This window comes from Roseibium sp. (assembly GCF_039982295.1).
Taxonomy (GTDB): Bacteria; Pseudomonadota; Alphaproteobacteria; order Rhizobiales; family Stappiaceae; genus Roseibium.
On the sequence record NZ_JBDWYP010000082.1, the window covers coordinates 257,530 to 273,867 of the forward strand.

18 protein-coding genes are annotated in these 16,338 nt (G+C 57.2%); 4 read left to right on the forward strand and 14 right to left on the reverse strand.

Going from position 1 to position 16,338, the window contains the following annotated elements:
* The first annotated feature begins 63 nt into the window (after positions 1 to 63).
* Entirely contained in the window at positions 64 to 549 is a 486-nt protein-coding gene (locus ABJZ52_RS17165) for a peroxiredoxin (protein ID WP_348185951.1), read from the forward strand.
* Between the two features lie 104 nt (positions 550 to 653).
* On the opposite strand, the gene ABJZ52_RS17170 is transcribed toward ABJZ52_RS17165, so the two are convergent.
* The 8 genes from ABJZ52_RS17170 to coxB all read right to left on the reverse strand — a co-directional run bounded on the left by ABJZ52_RS17170 (position 654) and on the right by coxB (position 7,341).
* Positions 654 to 1,439, reverse strand: coding sequence for an SURF1 family protein (locus ABJZ52_RS17170; RefSeq protein WP_348185952.1), 786 nt, complete (start codon positions 1,437 to 1,439; stop codon positions 654 to 656).
* A 32-nt stretch (positions 1,440 to 1,471) separates the two neighbouring features.
* Positions 1,472 to 1,876 carry a DUF983 domain-containing protein gene (locus ABJZ52_RS17175; protein ID WP_348186213.1) on the reverse strand — a complete coding sequence of 135 codons (405 nt, stop codon included), beginning with the start codon at positions 1,874 to 1,876 and terminating at the stop codon, positions 1,472 to 1,474.
* An 89-nt stretch (positions 1,877 to 1,965) separates the two neighbouring features.
* Positions 1,966 to 2,835 carry a cytochrome c oxidase subunit 3 gene (locus ABJZ52_RS17180; protein ID WP_348185953.1) on the reverse strand — a complete coding sequence of 290 codons (870 nt, stop codon included), beginning with the start codon at positions 2,833 to 2,835 and terminating at the stop codon, positions 1,966 to 1,968.
* 50 nt (positions 2,836 to 2,885) lie between these two features.
* Positions 2,886 to 3,494, reverse strand: a complete 609-nt coding sequence (locus ABJZ52_RS17185; RefSeq protein WP_348185954.1) for a cytochrome c oxidase assembly protein — start codon at positions 3,492 to 3,494, stop codon at positions 2,886 to 2,888.
* Between the two features lie 9 nt (positions 3,495 to 3,503).
* Positions 3,504 to 3,665 (reverse strand): hypothetical protein, encoded by a 162-nt coding sequence (locus ABJZ52_RS17190; protein ID WP_348185956.1) that lies wholly within the window; start codon positions 3,663 to 3,665, stop codon positions 3,504 to 3,506.
* A 4-nt stretch (positions 3,666 to 3,669) separates the two neighbouring features.
* On the reverse strand, positions 3,670 to 4,605 hold the full coding sequence (locus ABJZ52_RS17195) for a heme o synthase (RefSeq protein WP_348185957.1): 936 nt from the start codon (positions 4,603 to 4,605) through the stop codon (positions 3,670 to 3,672).
* A gap of 153 nt (positions 4,606 to 4,758) precedes the next feature.
* The gene (gene ctaD / locus ABJZ52_RS17200; protein WP_153770863.1) at positions 4,759 to 6,354 is read right to left on the reverse strand and encodes a cytochrome c oxidase subunit I; all 1,596 of its coding nucleotides are present in this window, start codon (positions 6,352 to 6,354) and stop codon (positions 4,759 to 4,761) included.
* 90 nt (positions 6,355 to 6,444) lie between these two features.
* Complete coding sequence (gene coxB / locus ABJZ52_RS17205) at positions 6,445 to 7,341, reverse strand: cytochrome c oxidase subunit II (RefSeq protein ID WP_348186215.1); 897 nt, start codon at positions 7,339 to 7,341, stop codon at positions 6,445 to 6,447.
* A 549-nt stretch (positions 7,342 to 7,890) separates the two neighbouring features.
* Here coxB and ABJZ52_RS17210 point away from each other — a divergent pair.
* On the forward strand, positions 7,891 to 8,391 hold the full coding sequence (locus tag ABJZ52_RS17210) for an invasion associated locus B family protein (protein WP_348186217.1): 501 nt from the start codon (positions 7,891 to 7,893) through the stop codon (positions 8,389 to 8,391).
* An 8-nt stretch (positions 8,392 to 8,399) separates the two neighbouring features.
* Here ABJZ52_RS17210 and ABJZ52_RS17215 read toward each other — a convergent pair whose 3' ends face one another.
* Together ABJZ52_RS17215 and tldD are read right to left on the reverse strand one after the other, a co-directional pair.
* A complete protein-coding gene (locus tag ABJZ52_RS17215; RefSeq protein WP_348185959.1) occupies positions 8,400 to 10,187 on the reverse strand; it encodes a monovalent cation:proton antiporter-2 (CPA2) family protein in 1,788 nt (595 codons plus the stop codon).
* Positions 10,188 to 10,448: 261 nt separating this feature from the next.
* The gene (gene tldD / locus ABJZ52_RS17220; protein WP_348185960.1) at positions 10,449 to 11,873 is read right to left on the reverse strand and encodes a metalloprotease TldD; all 1,425 of its coding nucleotides are present in this window, start codon (positions 11,871 to 11,873) and stop codon (positions 10,449 to 10,451) included.
* A gap of 317 nt (positions 11,874 to 12,190) precedes the next feature.
* On the opposite strand from tldD, the gene ABJZ52_RS17225 reads away from it, so the two are divergent.
* Together ABJZ52_RS17225 and ABJZ52_RS17230 are read left to right on the forward strand one after the other, a co-directional pair.
* A complete protein-coding gene (locus ABJZ52_RS17225) occupies positions 12,191 to 12,418 on the forward strand; it encodes a hypothetical protein (protein ID WP_348185963.1) in 228 nt (75 codons plus the stop codon).
* 351 nt (positions 12,419 to 12,769) lie between these two features.
* Positions 12,770 to 12,985, forward strand: a complete 216-nt coding sequence (locus tag ABJZ52_RS17230) for a DUF2093 domain-containing protein (protein WP_348186219.1) — start codon at positions 12,770 to 12,772, stop codon at positions 12,983 to 12,985.
* A 21-nt stretch (positions 12,986 to 13,006) separates the two neighbouring features.
* Here the strand turns inward: ABJZ52_RS17230 and lpxK are convergent, their stop codons facing one another.
* Genes lpxK through ABJZ52_RS17250 form a run of 4 tightly spaced genes read right to left on the reverse strand, consistent with a single transcriptional unit; the run spans position 13,007 to position 16,302 of the window.
* Positions 13,007 to 14,035, reverse strand: coding sequence for a tetraacyldisaccharide 4'-kinase (gene lpxK / locus ABJZ52_RS17235; RefSeq protein ID WP_348185965.1), 1,029 nt, complete (start codon positions 14,033 to 14,035; stop codon positions 13,007 to 13,009).
* Entirely contained in the window at positions 14,032 to 15,339 is a 1,308-nt protein-coding gene (locus ABJZ52_RS17240; protein WP_348185967.1) for a 3-deoxy-D-manno-octulosonic acid transferase, read from the reverse strand. Before ABJZ52_RS17240 ends, lpxK begins: the two co-directional genes overlap by 4 nt.
* Positions 15,332 to 16,030: a lysophospholipid acyltransferase family protein gene (locus ABJZ52_RS17245; protein WP_348185970.1), complete on the reverse strand. Its 699-nt coding sequence runs from the start codon at positions 16,028 to 16,030 to the stop codon at positions 15,332 to 15,334. Before ABJZ52_RS17245 ends, ABJZ52_RS17240 begins: the two co-directional genes overlap by 8 nt.
* 32 nt (positions 16,031 to 16,062) lie before the next feature.
* Complete coding sequence (locus tag ABJZ52_RS17250) at positions 16,063 to 16,302, reverse strand: DUF4170 domain-containing protein (RefSeq protein WP_213216774.1); 240 nt, start codon at positions 16,300 to 16,302, stop codon at positions 16,063 to 16,065.
* Between the last annotated feature and the right edge of the window lie 36 nt (positions 16,303 to 16,338).

Genomic DNA, 16,338 nt, shown 5'->3' on the forward strand with positions numbered 1-16,338 from the left:
AGTTCTATTTGGATAGGAGACAGCCCTCACATGGGGATGAGCGGCGAACATGGAGTGTGGTGAATGAGCATCAAGGTTGGTGACAAGCTGCCCGAGGCATCCTTCAAGGTGATGACCGCCGATGGCCCTGGCGAGATCAGCATTAGTGAATTGTTCGGTGGCAAGACGGTTGTGCTCTTTGGCGTCCCAGGCGCGTTCACTCCGACATGCCACATGAACCATCTTCCCGGTTTCATCGAGCATGCAGACACCATCAAGTCGAAGGGTGTCGACACCATTGCCGTTCTTTCCGTGAATGATGTTTTCGTCATGGACGCTTGGAAAAAGGCCTCCAACGCCAGCGATCAGATCACATTCCTTGCGGACACCGGCGCTGAATTTGTCGAGGCAGTTGGTCTTGGACTTGGTCCGGCGCCGATCTTTGGCCATCTCCGCTCCCAGCGTTTTGCACTGGTGGCAAAAGATGGCGAAGTCACGTTCCTGGCAATTGAGGAAACGCCCAGTGATGCGACAGCGACTGGCGCAGCTGCCATATTGGCAGCGCTCTAAGGCAAGGTTTTCCGGGCCACAGCACTCGGATCAGGCTTTCAGGGCGAAACGATTTCAGGGCGCAGGTTTCTGCGCCCTTTTGTTTTGGGCTCCGCGGCGTGGTTTCAATCAGAGCTCTGATCGGGAACAGGCTTTCGGCGCAGCAAGCTCAGCGCAAAGGTCAGATAGACACCTATTAAGGTTGCTGCCAGACCAAACCAGGTCAAGGCATAGCCGAGGTGGTCATTCTTGAAGCGCACCACGGTTTCTCCCGCTTGCGGAATGCCGTCTTTCCCGGAGAATTCTTCATCGAGATCAATACTGAATGGTGCGAGCTTTCCAGTCTCGAGCCCAAGCACACTGGCCATGTGATCGGTGTCTCGGGCAAACCAGATACGTTCGTTTTCCTGAACCTCAGGCGTCGTCCAGTTTGGTGTCTCCGAAAGACGTAGCAACCCCGTCAGGCGCGTCGCGTCAGGCCATTTATCCGGCCCGGCATAAACCCCAGCGCCGTACGACCAGATTTCCTGAGGCACAAAGCCCCGATTGACGAGCACCGTCCATCCGTCCTCTGTGACGAAGGGGCTATAGACCATATAGCCGGGCCCCTTGTACTGCCCGCTTCTGTCGGAGCCGAGGGACGTGAAATAGAACACGTCCTTTGCGAGAAACTGTCCTTCGATAAACACATGTCGGTAGTCGACATCGAAAGAAACCAGACCCGCCCAGCCTTTCGGGCCCGGCGCTGGCTGTGGATCTGCCGTCGTCGCGATTTCCACCTTGGCGATCAGCGCATTCTTCCATGCCAAACGATCGAGTTGCCAAAAGCCCAACGTCAGCAAAATCGTCAAGGCGATCGCTGTTGCGACAGTTGGAAGAACGAGACGGCGCACCGAGGAGGCTTCAGACACTTGCGATTTCAACTTCTTTTGTTCCCGAGCATTCAACGATCGGCGGCCTGGTCCTGTGGAGTGTCAAGCTGCCCTTCGCTGGCATTATGCTTGTATTGCATGGCGATCATCACGCCTTTGAGGGGACGCAAGACACCACCGGCAAGAACGACAGTCAGCGGCAACCAAAGCACCATATGCAGCCAGATCGGCGGCTGATAGGACAGCTCGACCGCGAGGACCAACCCGACGACCACAAAGCCCACCAGCATTATGACAAAAACCGCGGGACCGTCTCCACTGTCAGCGAAATTGAGATCCAATCCGCAATTGCTACAACGATCACGAAGCCCCAGGAAACCCTTGAACAGCTTCCCCCCGCCACAGCGCGGACAATGGCCGGACATGCCGGCAGTCACCGGGTTCACAGGTGGGAAATGGGCTTTGTCGGACATGATGACCTTCAATGGAATGCTGGTTCAAAAAGCAAACGCCCGAACCGGAAGCCGGAACGGGCGCTTTGTTCGTCATCTCACTGTATCGAAGATCAGTGAGCAGGCGTTCCAGCGCCCCAGATGTAGATGGCGACGAAGAGGAACAGCCAAACCACATCAACGAAATGCCAGTACCAGGCAGCTGCCTCAAAACCGAAGTGCTGTTCCTTGGTGAAGTGACCGGCAAGAGCGCGGAACAGACAGACGGCCAGGAAGATGGTTCCGACGATAACGTGGAAGCCATGGAAACCGGTGGCCATGTAGAAGGTCGCGCCGTAGATGTTGCCGTCGAAGGTGAAGGCGGCATGGCCATATTCGTAGGCCTGGCAGATGCTGAAAATCACGCCGAGGATCACGGTCAGGATCAGTCCCCACTTCAGACCTTCGCGGTCGTCATGCAGCAGCGCATGATGTGCCCAGGTCACCGTCGTGCCGGAAGTGAGCAGGATCAGCGTATTGAGCAGAGGCAGATGCCAAGGATCGAATGTCGCGATGCTGTCGGGCGGCCAGTGACCACCGGTTGCTTCCACGCGCGCGAACTGGATGGCCTCGCCCGCAAAGAGCGCAGCATCGAAGTAGGCCCAGAACCAGGCGACGAAGAACATCACTTCGGATGCGATGAAAAGCAGCATGCCGTAGCGCAGATGTAGCGAAACAACACGGGTATGATGCCCCTCATGCGCCTCACGAATGGTGTCACGCCACCAGGCAAACATCACGTAAAGGACAATTACCAGTCCGACGGCGAAGAGTCCCCAGCCGGTCAGGTCGAGACCGAAAAGAACGAACTCCGTTCCCTGACCCAGCTTCATGAAGCCAATGGCACCTAGGGCCAGGATGAACGCTCCGACCGAAGCCAGGAACGGCCACGGGCTGGGATCCACCAGGTGGTAGTCGTGATTTTTGGTATGTGCCTCAGCCATCGGCATGCTCCCCAAACACAAATAGATCCGTCGCCATCAGAGCGGCGGGTTCAAAGCTTCGTTTCAGCGGCGGGCTGAACTGCCCGGGCCACAACAGGTTGTTCCGGCTCATCCACCGGGAAGAAGGTATAGGACAGGGTGATTTCCTTCACATGTTTCAGCTCGGGATCCTTGTCCATTTCCGGGTCGATGAAGAACAAGACTGGCATTTCGATTGATTCGCCAGGTGCCAGCACTTGTTCGGTAAAGCAGAAGCACTCCAGCTTGTTGAAATAGGCGCCTGCCTCGTTCGGCGTCACGTTGAAGACCGAAGTTCCGACGGAGAGATCAGCGCCCGAGTTTGTCGCAGTGTAGGCGATTTGCGCGCTCTCGCCCATCTTCATGGTCACGGACCGCTGAACAGGCTTGAAATTCCAGTTCAGCGTACGATTCACATTGCCATCGAACCGTATGGTGATCGGGCGGTCGATCACGAGATCGCTCGCTGCTTCCGCCACCTGGGTGGTCCCGCCAAATCCCGTGACCTTACAAAACAGATTGTAAAGTGGTACGGCCGCATATGCGGCGCCGACCATCGTGAAGAACAATCCAGCGCACGCCAGACCTAAGGTCTGGTTCCGGCGCATTGCCTTGTCGTCTTTGGATCTGTAGTCGCTCATGGTTTTGTCTCAGAGGGCCCGGTTGAAGATTTCAGGTCCCATCTTGACGATGGTAACCACATAGAACAGCACGACGAGCGCGACCAGCGACAAGGCGATCGCTATTGACCGTGAGCGCCGACGCTTTTGCTGCTCGACCGTCAGCTTGATACCGTTTTCGTCACCCGTCATGGCTTTAAAGACCTGAAATCAGGCTCTCCGCCAGAAGAATGGCGAAAAGCATGAAGAGATAGAAGATGGAGTAGGAGAAGAGGTGGACCGTCGCTTTGCGAGCAGCCTCTCCGTCCCGCACACGCCAGACGTTGAATGCGAGCGCGAGGAAGATCGCCCCCAAGACGCCCGCTGAAACGCCATAGAAGAGACCGGCAAAGCCCAAGAAATAAGGCGCGACGGCAAGCGGTGTCAGAACCACCGAATAGGCCAGAATCTGATTGCGGGTCGAATTCTCTCCAGCGACAACCGGCATCATTGGAACGCCCGCGGCCTTGTAGTCGCTGTTCTTGAACAGCGCCAGCGCCCAAAAGTGCGGAGGTGTCCACATGAAGATGATCAGGAAAAGAACAAAGCTTTCGAGGCTCACGCTTCCTGTCACAGACGCCCAGCCGATCATCGGCGGGAAGGCTCCGGCCGCACCGCCAATGACGATATTCTGAGGCGTCGAACGCTTCAGCCACATCGTGTAGACAATGACATAGAAGAAGATCGTAAACGCGAGAAAGGCTCCGGCAAACCAGTTTACGAGGAGCCCGAGCGTCAGGACAGATCCGACAGATAGCGTCATGCCGAAGGCGAAGGCTTCTTCACGGCTGACCTTGCCGGCAGGAATCGGGCGTTCTGCGGTCCGCGACATGATCTGGTCGATGTCCGCGTCATACCACATGTTCAGAGCGCCGGACGCGCCAGCGCCGATTGCGATGCACAGCAGGGACACAGCGGCAAGCACGGGGTGAATGTTCCCCGGCGCCAACATCATTCCGACGAATGCGGTGAAGATCACCAGCGACATCACCCGCGGCTTCAACAGCGCGATGTAGTCGCCAACGGATCCCTGCCCGCCATCCCAGACGAAGCTTTCCGTGTTCATCGTATCCTGGCGCTCGGCGAGCGACATGGGCGGCGTCCCTTGTTTGTTTTCGTATTACCGTCTCGCAGCTGCCTTTGGGCAGAGGGACGGATCTTGATCTCAAAGTCACACCGCGCCGGAAATGGCGCGGTGTGTATTTTGTCCAGTCGCAAGCTGGAGCCTGCGGGGAAACCCGTCGCCTTACTTGATGCGCGGCAGGGTTTCGAACTGGTGGAACGGAGGCGGCGAAGACAGCGTCCATTCCAGAGTGGTTGCACCTTCACCCCAAGGGTTGTTGCCGACAGCACGCTTCTTGGCGAATGCTTCGACGATACCGAAGATGAAGACCAGAACGGCAAAGGCCGAGATGTACGAACCGATCGAAGAGACCAGGTTCCAGTTGGCCAGAGCGTCCGGGTAGTCAGCGTAGCGACGCGGCATGCCATTCAGACCCAGGAAGTGCTGCGGGAAGAAGATCAGGTTCACGCCAACGAAGGTGATCCAGAAATGCGCTTTTCCGATCGTGTCGTTGTACATGTAGCCGAACATCTTCGGGAACCAGTAGTACCAGGCCGCAAAGATCGCGAACACGGCGCCCAGCGACAGAACGTAGTGGAAGTGAGCCACAACGTAGTAGGTGTCATGAAGCGCGCGGTCGAGACCCGCGTTGGCCAGCTGCACCCCGGTCACACCACCAACGGTGAACAGGAAGATGAAGCCGATTGCCCAGACCATAGGTGTCTTGAACTCAATTGAGCCGCCCCACATGGTCGCAATCCACGAGAAGATCTTCACACCTGTCGGCACCGCAATCACCATCGTGGCTGCCACGAAGTAGGCCTGCGTTTCGGCGGACATGCCAACCGTATACATGTGGTGAGCCCAGACGATGAAGCCGACGACACCGATCGCCACCATGGCATATGCCATGCCCAGATAACCGAAGATCGGCTTACGGGAGAAGGTGGAGATGATGTGACTGATGATGCCGAAGCCTGGGAGGATCAGGATGTACACTTCCGGGTGGCCGAAGAACCAGAAAAGATGCTGGAACAGGATCGGGTCACCGCCACCTGCAGGATCGAAGAAGGTGGTGCCGAAGTTCCGGTCAGTCAGCAGCATGGTGATGGCACCAGCCAGAACCGGCAGCGACAGCAGCAGCAGGAATGCCGTGATCAGCACCGACCAGGCGAACAGCGGCATCTTGTGCAGGGTCATCCCCGGCGCACGCATGTTGAAGATGGTGGTGATGAAGTTGATGGCGCCCAGGATCGAGGAAGCACCTGCAACGTGCAGGGACAGGATCGCAAGGTCCATGGCCGGACCCGGCTGCCCGGAGGTGGACAGTGGCGGGTAGATCGTCCAGCCACCACCTACACCGTTGCCACCTGGAGGCCCTTCAACGAAGAGCGAGAGCAGTAGCAGAATGAAGGCGGGCGGAAGCAGCCAGAAGGAGATGTTGTTCATCCGCGGGAAGGCCATGTCCGGCGCACCGATCATGATCGGCACGAAGTAGTTGGCGTACCCGCCGATCATCGCAGGCATCACCATGAAGAAGATCATGATAAGACCGTGCGAAGTCGTGAAGACGTTGAACGTATGCGCGTTGGAGAAGATCTGCATGCCTGGCTCTTGCAGCTCAAGGCGAATGCCGACGCTCAGCGCTCCCCCGACGATCCCGGCAAAGATCGCGAAGAAAAGATATAGAATTCCGATATCCTTGTGGTTGGTCGAATAGACCCACCGACGCCATCCTGTCGGATGACCATGTGCCGCATGTGTATCGGTCGCATACATATTGTGCTCCCTCGTTAAGCCCAGCTGGCGGCGCGTCTGACGTCGCAATGTGCGATCGTCGCGCGCGCCCGCATTCGTTGACTGTCGCCGTTAGTTCTTGGCGACAGTGATTTCGTCGATCGAGCGCGCCTCGGCCACCTTCTTGTCAGCGGCTATCGCTGCAATCAGCTGCTCATTGGCGACATCGAGATCGTCCTGCGCGGCAATCGCCCAAGCGTCATACTGCTCCTGAGTGACAACGCGGAGAGCAATCGGCATGAAGGCATGCTTGATGCCGCAAAGCTCGGAACACTGACCGTAGTAGACGCCAGTTTCGCGGGCCTTGAACCAGGTCTCATTCAGGCGGCCCGGAACAGCGTCGATCTTGACGCCAAAAGCAGGCATCGCAAATGCATGTAAAACGTCTTCGGCGGTAACCTGAAGGCGGACCGTCTTGTTGACCGGCACAACCAAGTCATAGTCCACGGCGAGCAAACGCGGGACTTCATCCAGCGAAACACCACGTGCTTCGGCGACTTCGGCACGGTCGGCGTCTTCAACCATGATGGAATCGAAGTAGAGATCGCCCATGCCTTCGTCGGTGTACTCGTAACCCCAGTACCACTGATAACCGATCGCCTTGACGGTCATGTCGTATTCGGGAATTTCCAGCTCCTTGTAGAGCAGACGGAAAGACGGGACAGCAATCACGACGAGGATCAGGATCGGAGCAATGGTCCAGACAACCTCGATCATCGTGTTGTGAGAAGTTCGCGACGGAACAGGGTTCGCCTTGGAATTGAACTTCACCATGACGACGATCAAAAGAGCCAGCACGAACAATGTGACGATCGTGATGATCCAGAGCGTCATGTTGTTGAACCAGTGAATGTCGTCCATGACTTCGGTCGCTGCAGACTGGAAACCCAGCTGCCACGGCACGAAACCGGGTTCCTGAGCAAGTGCCGCGGCTGAACCACAGACCGTTGCGATCGCCAGTGCGACCATGTTGATGAGACGCTTGAAGATGCCCTTCACGTCCGCGCTCCCTTCCCTCGACCGCCCGTTTCCAGCGGTATACGCATGCTAATCCAAGAACCGTAAGGCTCCAACAGCAGCCGGGCTATGACACGCATGAGCATGTCGCTTCCAGCCAGACCGGCAAAACACAACGGCTTTGCCACATAATACTCACAAACACGCACATAGCGCGATGGGTCCAAAGGGTTAAGCGGCGATCTGACGCATCACTCCACGGACTCCGTTCCGTCGCACAAAAACCACAAGAAACGCAAAGCTGCAATGGTCATCAGGACATTTCGCACCGGACTTACCCTCTGATATCGTTGATTGAGATCAAGGACAGTCGAAATCTGGTCAAAAATGCGCAGTAGCTCATTCCCGTCTCCGCCGAAGGGGTGGCCACGCAGGCTTCCATACGGCAATCTCGCGCTTAGAAAGCAAAGTCGATTCGCGTTTGTGAAAGCATACATCCATTGGCCGGCATGCTAAATGTTGTTCACAAACTGTGACTGGAGGATACCCTTGTTGAGCCGTCTGTCTTCTTTCGGAGCCTCCCTGGCCCTGACACTTGCCCTTGGCGCCACCTCAGCTCTGCCCGCTCTTGCCCAAGGAGAGGTGAAAGCAACCCATGGGGATTGGCAAATGCGGTGCGACACTCCACCTGGAGCTTCCGGCGAGCAATGCGCGCTGATCCAGAATGTTACGGCTGAGGATCGCGAGAATGTCGGGCTATCGGTCATCGTGCTGAAAACGGCCGACAAGCAAGCCAAAATTCTTCGCGTCCTGGCGCCGCTAGGTGTTCTCTTGCCATCAGGCTTGGGTCTTCGGGTTGATGATGCAGATATAGGTCGTGCCGGCTTCGTACGGTGTCTGCCAAATGGCTGCATCGCCGAGGTTATTCTGGAAGACAATTTGATCAACCAGCTGAAGAGCGGCGGTCAGGCGACGTTCATCATCTTCCAGACACCGGAAGAAGGAATCGGAATTCCGATTTCCCTGAATGGCTTTTCCGCGGGTTTCGACTCGCTGCCCTGACGCAGTACTCAGTCCGGCTTATCTGAGACGACATCCGTAGAGCGTCGGCGTGGCGTCACGCCGTGAAGACGATCAGCGCCAGCGAAGATACCTTCTTCCAGTTGAAGAGCGAGCCGTTCCTCGTCTCTGATGCGGACATCTTCCTCGATTTGAGCGATACGATCGACAGGTGTCCCAAGTGATTCCAGCGCCGCCTTGCCAAAAGCGATGCTGGACTCAAAGGTCTCTCGGATTTGATAGTCAACGCCTTTTTGGGTCAACTCCATTGCATGGGCGCGGTCGGTAGCCCGGCAGAAGACCAAGGCGTTGGGGAAATTCCCGTGGATCAGATCGATGGATTGGCTCATCACCCTGTCGTTCTCGATGCACATTGCGACCAACGCAGCTTCTCCAGCGCCCGCGGCGGCAAGGACATCAGGGCGTGTCGCATCACCGTAGTAGACCTTGTAGCCAAGCTTGCGTGCATAGGCGATGCGGTCGGGCCGGTTATCGATGGCTCGGACTTCAAGACCTTCAGAGGTCAGAATCTGGCCGACCATCATTCCGAAGCGCCCAAAGCCGATGACCAAAACCGTTGGTGTCGCCTCGTCAAAGGTCTCGATTGACGGATTCTCGACGCCACTTTTCTTCAATCGAGCCGCGATCCAGTCCAACGCAAGGCAGGCCAGCGGTGTCATCAGCATCGTCAGGATAACGATAGAGTTGAGCAGGTTCGCTGTCTTATAGGGCAAGATGCCAGCGCTGATTGCGGCAGTGAAAAGAACGAAAGCAAACTCCCCACCCTGCGGCAACGTCACGGCGACGCGGAAGGCGTCGGAATTGGATGAGCCCGAACCACGTGTCAGCGCCCAAAGGAACACACCCTTCACCAGCATCACGATCAGAACGCCTGTTGCCACCAGACCAAGATTCTCAGTGAGAATTGAAAAATCGAGCGACATGCCAACGGCAACAAAGAACAGCCCCATCAGCAAAGATCTGAATGGTTCGATGTCGGCTTCCAGCGTGTGGCGGAAACTTGATTCCGCCAGCAGCACGCCAGCAAGGAATGCCCCGAGCGCCATAGACAGGCCGACAGCATGCATGATGCCGGCGCTGCCAAGCGCTACCAGCAGGGCAGCCGTCAGCATGATTTCCCGTGCACGGCTGGCCGCCAGAAATGAGAACAACGGCGAGGCCAGGAAACGCCCCGCCAGAATCACGGCACCGACCGCGCCGACGATCGTCGCCACTTCCACGGCAACCTCGGAGCCTGTTGAAGGGCCTTCATCCGGCGCGAGGAGAGCCACCATGGCCAGAAGCGGCACAATGGCAATGTCCTGCAGCAACAGGATGCCAAACGCCCTTTGGCCGTAGGCAGATGAGAGCTGGCCACGCTCCTGCAGGATCTGAAGGGCGAAGGCCGTAGAAGACAACGCCAGACCAAAGCCTGCCACAAGGGAGAGCTTGGTCGAGTACCCGAGGAAATGTCCGATGGAATAAAGGGTCGCGCCCGTGAGCAGAACTTGCACCGTTCCGAGGCCGAAGATGTCCCGCTTCATCTTCCAGAGCTTTTGCGGATCGAGTTCCAGGCCGATCACAAACAGAAGAAGGACGACCCCCAGCTCGGCGACGTGCAGCACATCCTCCCCAGACCCCAGAAACCCGAGACCGAATGGCCCTATGGCTGCACCTGCCGCAAGGTAGCCAACCACGGAGCCCAGCCCCAGCCGTTTCGCTATAGGCACAGCCACGACGGTTGCCGCGAGAAAAATGATCGATTCAGTAAAAAATGGCGGAGCACCCTCGGCGGCCATTCCCTCTCCCACTCTCGCTTCGTGCTTGATCTGTTACGTCCAGATAACAACTAGCAGCTGTTTCTAAACAAAACAGAGGGCTTCAAGAAAAGAGTTCAGGAAAAACAGCAATCCATGCCGTCGAGAAAACGCAACGAGCCCTTATAACTCCCGTAGAAAGGCGTTGCCACTCCGGCGTTTTGGGTTACCGCGACATTGCTTTCCCGGTCATCGGCGAAAAGAGAGGTCTACGGAGCACAGCCCCCGACTAAGATCGCTGGCTCAAACCGCCGTTCCGCCGACGGTCAACCCGTTGATCCGCATGGAGGGCTGTCCAACGCCGACAGGAACGCCTTGGCCTTGTTTGCCGCAAGTTCCCATACCAGGATCAAGCGCCATATCGTTGCCTATCATGGAAATCCGGGTCAATGCGTCGGGGCCATTTCCAATCAGCATCGCACCTTTTACCGGCTCACCAACCTTGCCGTCGCGCACACGATAGGCCTCGGTGCATGAAAACACGAACTTTCCGCTGGTGATATCGACCTGTCCGCCACCAAAGGAGACGGCGTAGAGCCCATCTTTGACCGATGCCAGAATTTCGTCCGGTTCCTTGTCACCGGACATCATGACCGTGTTGGTCATCCGAGGCATCGGTATGTGCGCATAGGATTGGCGACGGCCGTTGCCCGTGGGCTCCATTCCCATGAGGCGCGCATTTTGGCGATCCTGCATGTATCCCGTCAAAATACCGTCCTCAATCAAGGGCGTGCGTGAGGCCGGTGTTCCTTCATCATCGACGGTCAACGAGCCGCGACGATCAGGTATCGTTCCGTCATCCACGATGGTGACACCGGGAGCTGCCACACGTTGGCCCATCAGCCCTGCAAAAGCGGACGTCTTCTTGCGATTGAAATCACCTTCAAGCCCGTGGCCGACCGCTTCGTGAAGCAGAATGCCCGGCCAGCCCGGCCCCAAGACCACGTCGAGCGTCCCGGCTGGCGCCGGCACGGCGTCGAGATTGACCAACGCCTGGCGCAGGGCTTCATCAACGCCGGACTGCCAGTTTTCCGCGGTGATGAACCGCGCGAACCCTTCGCGGCCACCGCAACCGAAGGAACCAGATTCCTGCCGCTCGTCATTTCCAGCAACCACATTTATGCTCATGCGGACCATGGGTCGAACGTCGCGAACGCGGTGCCCGTCAGCGCGCAGAATATCAACGACCTGCCAGGACCCCGCCAGGGATGCGGTTACCTGCCGCACACGTGGATCTCGCGCCCTAGCATAGGCGTCGATCTCCTGAAGAAGCTTGACCTTGTCTTCGAAAGACGGTCCACCGAGTGGATTTTCGTCGGTGTAGAGGGATTGATTGGTGCGTGCAGGAGCGCTTGCATAAGTCCCGCTGTGGCCAGTTTTCACTGCACTGACGGCATCAGCTGCACGCTTCAGCGCTCCCTCGGAAATTTCACCGGCGTGAGCGTAGCCCGCAGCCTCCCCGACCACTGCACGAAGGCCAAAACCCTGCGCCGTGTCGTAGTTCGCCCCTTTTAATCGGCCATTGTCGAACACCAGCCCCTCAGACTGGCGATATTCCACAAAAAGCTCGCCGTCGTCCGCGCCTTCAAGAGCCTGCGCTGTGATGCGTTTCGCAGTTTCAAGGCCAAGGCCCGAAGTTTCGATGAGATCGGTGTTCTTGTCGCTCATGAGACGTCCTGTATCCGTTGGCCGCTGGCAGGGCTCTGGCCGCTTCCGTGCAAGCTTGGGAGTGCTTCTGTCAGTAACATAGGTGATCGCGGCGGAATTTCATCTTCCAATCGCGGTTCTCCACTTGCATGAATTTTAACTTGATTATAGTACTCATATTAAAGAAGCGCTGCGGATCAAAAACAGCATGCTTCTTTTAGCAAGTCGCGCACATCTGCTGCCCTTCGACAGTTCACAGCGCGAGCAAGCCACTTCCTAAAAGTATCTCAACCAGCGCCGCGGTCTCGAAACTGCGTGCCTTTTATCGTGAGCACTTCATGACGGACAACGACATGCCCGAGGGTTCGAGTCGCCCCCTTTCACCCCTGCAGGCCTATATGGCCGAGCGCGGCGACGGTCTCGATCCACGCATGATCGAAGCTCTCGCTCAGAAAGGTTCCATCTCCGGGCCTGCGCCAAGCGATGGACCGACGGCGGCAAATGTTATCAACGTGGATTTCCGCAGCAAGCGACCATCGACGCGCTCCGGGAAACAAACCGCGTGAAATCTGTTCTGGTCGCCTTGCATATTGTTGCCTGCCAGCCAGACCTTCTGATCTGCAAGGATATGGCAGATGACGGTCTCCGGTGGACCGATATTTCCCACTGCACCGCTCGGAAAGAAGACCTCATCTCTTCTGCAAGGTCACAGCTACCGGCCTGGACAGTCGTCATGGCACGTTGCAGATATCTCATCGCGCGTGACGGCAGAAGTCTGCAGCTGTTCTAGAGCGAGGCTCGTCGCAAGAGCCTTTGACGCTTGCCCTTGCATAAGCGAATGCATAGGATCGCGCCAGAAACTGGGCAAGGCGACGATACAAGACCTGCTCGAGAGACCCGAGACCGGCGACAAGACCATGATGAACCGATATGAAAACCCGCGCATTCCAAGTGAAGCTCGCGTGCGCTACCTCGACGGCGACTACCAGGTGGAAACACCGGGCACGTTTGTTCGCTGCGCGGTGACTGGATCGGCCATTCCCCTCGACGAGCTGAAGTATTGGTCGGTAGAGCTTCAAGAGGCCTATGTGGATGCAGTCGCTTCCTTGAAGCGCTACAAAGAAACCCACTGAGGCTCATCTGGCATCGATAACTCATGCGCCTGGCTTGAAGACGCGGGACCGGATGCTTTCGCGAATGATACCGACGAGCCTGTCTTCATCACCGATTTCCATCGCGACGTTCAACACATGTGTTCTGGCGACCAGCCAACGAAAGATCTCATGGCGAGTGGATTGGAGCCGCACCATGTCTTTGGCGGTGGTGACCAATTGAAGATCCTCGGCCTCGGCGGTCTTTAGCAGCGTCTCCGCTTCGGCCTCTGTAAACTCATGGTGGTCAGCGAAAGACTGGGTCTTGGCGACGTCGAGCCCCTCTTGCCGCAAGGTATCAAAGAACTTGGCTGGCCGCCCGATACCTGCGAAGGCAAACAGAGGCCGTTCTCTAAGTTCGTCTTGAATGGTCGCTCTCAGGCCAGCATGGAACATTGGTAGCCCCTTGCGGGCCGCCAGGTGAACCACCTCGTCGTCCGCGTCGCCATTGCCGACGCGAACAAGAACGTCGGCCTTGACCATTTGCACGTCCATTGGCGCTCTCAAGGGCCCCGCCGGAATGCAACGACCATTTCCAAGCCCGGTTGACGCGTCCACGAGTGCGATTGAAAGATCTTTTTCCAGTGCAGGGTTCTGAAACCCGTCATCCATGATCAGAAGATCGATGCCCTCGCCTTCTGCAAATTTCGCACCGTCCAGGCGATCTGCGGAAACGACCGTTGGCAGTTTGCTGGCCAGCAGCAGCGCCTCATCGCCAACGGCCTCTGCATCATGAACATCCAGATCCACCGAAAGAGGACCTTTTTCGCGGCCGCCGTAGCCCCTTAGCAGAAATCCCGGGCTATACCCTTCGGCAGTCAGGCGCTCCGCGAGACGCAAGGCGAAAGGCGTCTTTCCGACGCCCCCGAGCACAAAATTTCCAATACAGATGACCGGTATATTGGCACGACCGCGGGGCTTCTGCAGCATGCGTCTGCCAGTGACCCGCCCATAGAGGAAGGAAGGCAAGAGCAGCAAAAACGCTTGCCAGCTCCACCCTTTGCGCCACCAAAAGTCTGGTGCCTTCCTCATTGCCCATTGCCCCCCGCCTCTACATCGCCAGACGGTGGCAGATAGGACTGCAAAAACGCAAGCGTCCTTTGAAGTGCACCACGCCCCTTCTCGATGATCTCGCGCGCAGCCTCGATCTGGCGATTTCTCTCTGCAGGGTGATGCAAAAGCCTGGCCACTGAAACAGAAAGAGTGTCAGCCTCGTCTACCCGAAGCGCGCCCCCCGCCGCCCACAAGGACTTGTAGACGGTGCGAGCGTTCGCCACCTTTGGGCCCGTAATGATCGCCGTTCCCAGGTTCGCAGCCTCAACAGGATTGTGGCCGCCCACCTCGACAAATGAACCTCCAAGGAAGGCGACATCGACGACCTCGTAAAACAGACTCATTTCACCAAGGGTATCGCCGAGATAAACTTGGGTGTCGAAAAGGATGCGAGCGCCTTTGCTCCTTCGTACCGCGTTCAAGCCGCTCTGCTCAATCGCCCTAGACACCTCATCAGCGCGTGCGGGGTGGCGCGGAACGAGCAACAGGAGCAAATCCGGGTTCTTTTCCAGCAATGTACGATGATTGGCGAGGACAATTTCTTCCTCTCCCGGATGGGTCAAAGCCGCCAGCCAGATTGGGCGGCCGTCAAACATGCCGGACAGCTCTTGGATACGGGCGTTGTCGGCTTGCTCCGGCACCGCGTCAAACTTCAGGTTCCCAGGCTCCTCAACGGTCCTGCACCCCAACGCTTTCAAACGCCGGGCGTCGGCCGAGCTTTGTGCCAGGGTGAGATCAAACGCCTGGAAGATGTGGTGTGCCGACTTGGGGAGACGTGACCAGTTTTTGAAAGATCCGTCCGACATACGACCGTTCACGAGGCAAAGCGGACAGTCTCGCCTACGCAAACTTTCAAAGCAGGCGGGCCAGATCTCGGATTCGACCATGATCGCCAGGTCAGGCGTCCATGCGTCCAAAAAGCGATCCCAATAGTCCTGACTGTCGAAAGGTGCATATTGATGGAAGGCACCATCGGGCAGCCGCTTTGCGGCAATCTCTGCCGCAGTCCTCGTGATGGTGGTCAACAGGACGCGCTGATGATCCGCGGTGAGTGCCTCGATCAATGGCAGCACGGAAATCGTTTCGCCGACACTTGCAGCGTGAAGCCAAACGAGTGGTCCACTTGGCCGGGCAATGCTGGCAAAACCGAACTTTTCTCCCGACCTTGCCGGATCATCCTTGCCACGCCGACACCGGAGCAGATGGACGAGCCTATAGATTGGCGCGGCAAGCCGCGACAGGACCAGATAGAACGTTACCGGAAACGGGCAACGTTCAGCCATCGCTGCGCCCAACCAACTCATAGGCCCGCCGGGTGGTCGCATTCAATCCAGCTTCAACTTCCTGGCGCGATGCTTCCAGAGCATCGTCATCTGCGTCGGACGCAACATGGATCAATTCTCCAAGGACGATCGCGCCTCGCCCGAATGGAAGGTTAATGCTGGCCTTGTCCCACGAATTCAGCTCGATACTGCGGCTGGTTGCGACAGCGACGGGCAAAATCGCACGGCCGGAATGACGAGCGATTTGAACGATACCTGGCCCAGCAATCCGTGCGGGCCCCTTTGGGACATCCGCAGTCAATGCAACATTGCCGCCGCCACGCAGAACGCGCATGGCCTCAATAAAGCCACGCATACCGCCACGCTTGGAAATCTGATGTGCCTTCTGGCTGCCGGAGGCGCGGATCAAACCCAGCCCCAGCTTTTCTGCTGCAATCGCATTGATCTCGCCGTCGGCGGACCTGGAGATCATAACACTGACTGAATAGCCTTCGGGCCGAATGAATGGCGCCATGAAATGCTGACCATGCCACATGGCAACGATGACCGGCAGGTCACCATCGATCTGGTCATAGACGTCAGGCGGATCCACGACAAAACGGTTCGTCTTGCGAACGAACTTCAGATAGGTCGCCAGGAGAGTGCCGACAGTCCTGAGAACGACAGGATGACGGCCGAGACTTTTAAGCATCAGCTAGATGTCCGGTGCAACTTGATCGGCCCTCAGCCAGTGGCTTCAGGATCGAGTAGACGGTGCATGTGCACGATGAAATAACGCATGTGCGCGTTATCAACTGTCGCCTGTGCCTTGCCCTTCCAAGCAGCATAGGCTTCAGCGTAATTCGGATAGATCCCAACGATGTCGAGGCCTTCAAGGTCACGAAAGGTCATTCCGTCGGGACTTTCAAGCTCGCCACCAAACACCAGATGAAGGAGCTGTTTCGGTTCTTGGGCTTCACTCATTGCTCAAATCTCGCTGCTTCGAGTTGTGTCGTGTAT

Coding starts and splice junctions, on each gene's coding strand:
- ABJZ52_RS17165 (WP_348185951.1), top strand. CDS start 64: ATGAGCATCAAGGTTGGTGACAAGCTGCCCGAGGCATCCTTCAAGGTG.
- ABJZ52_RS17180 (WP_348185953.1), bottom strand. CDS start 2,835: ATGGCTGAGGCACATACCAAAAATCACGACTACCACCTGGTGGATCCC.
- ABJZ52_RS17185 (WP_348185954.1), bottom strand. CDS start 3,494: ATGAGCGACTACAGATCCAAAGACGACAAGGCAATGCGCCGGAACCAG.
- ABJZ52_RS17190 (WP_348185956.1), bottom strand. CDS start 3,665: ATGACGGGTGACGAAAACGGTATCAAGCTGACGGTCGAGCAGCAAAAG.
- ABJZ52_RS17195 (WP_348185957.1), bottom strand. CDS start 4,605: ATGTCGCTCGCCGAGCGCCAGGATACGATGAACACGGAAAGCTTCGTC.
- ctaD (WP_153770863.1), bottom strand. CDS start 6,354: ATGTATGCGACCGATACACATGCGGCACATGGTCATCCGACAGGATGG.
- coxB (WP_348186215.1), bottom strand. CDS start 7,341: ATGGTCGCACTGGCGATCGCAACGGTCTGTGGTTCAGCCGCGGCACTT.
- ABJZ52_RS17215 (WP_348185959.1), bottom strand. CDS start 10,187: ATGGCCGCCGAGGGTGCTCCGCCATTTTTTACTGAATCGATCATTTTT.
- tldD (WP_348185960.1), bottom strand. CDS start 11,873: ATGAGCGACAAGAACACCGATCTCATCGAAACTTCGGGCCTTGGCCTT.
- ABJZ52_RS17225 (WP_348185963.1), top strand. CDS start 12,191: ATGACGGACAACGACATGCCCGAGGGTTCGAGTCGCCCCCTTTCACCC.
- ABJZ52_RS17230 (WP_348186219.1), top strand. CDS start 12,770: ATGATGAACCGATATGAAAACCCGCGCATTCCAAGTGAAGCTCGCGTG.
- lpxK (WP_348185965.1), bottom strand. CDS start 14,035: ATGAGGAAGGCACCAGACTTTTGGTGGCGCAAAGGGTGGAGCTGGCAA.
- ABJZ52_RS17240 (WP_348185967.1), bottom strand. CDS start 15,339: ATGGCTGAACGTTGCCCGTTTCCGGTAACGTTCTATCTGGTCCTGTCG.
- ABJZ52_RS17245 (WP_348185970.1), bottom strand. CDS start 16,030: ATGCTTAAAAGTCTCGGCCGTCATCCTGTCGTTCTCAGGACTGTCGGC.
- ABJZ52_RS17250 (WP_213216774.1), bottom strand. CDS start 16,302: ATGAGTGAAGCCCAAGAACCGAAACAGCTCCTTCATCTGGTGTTTGGT.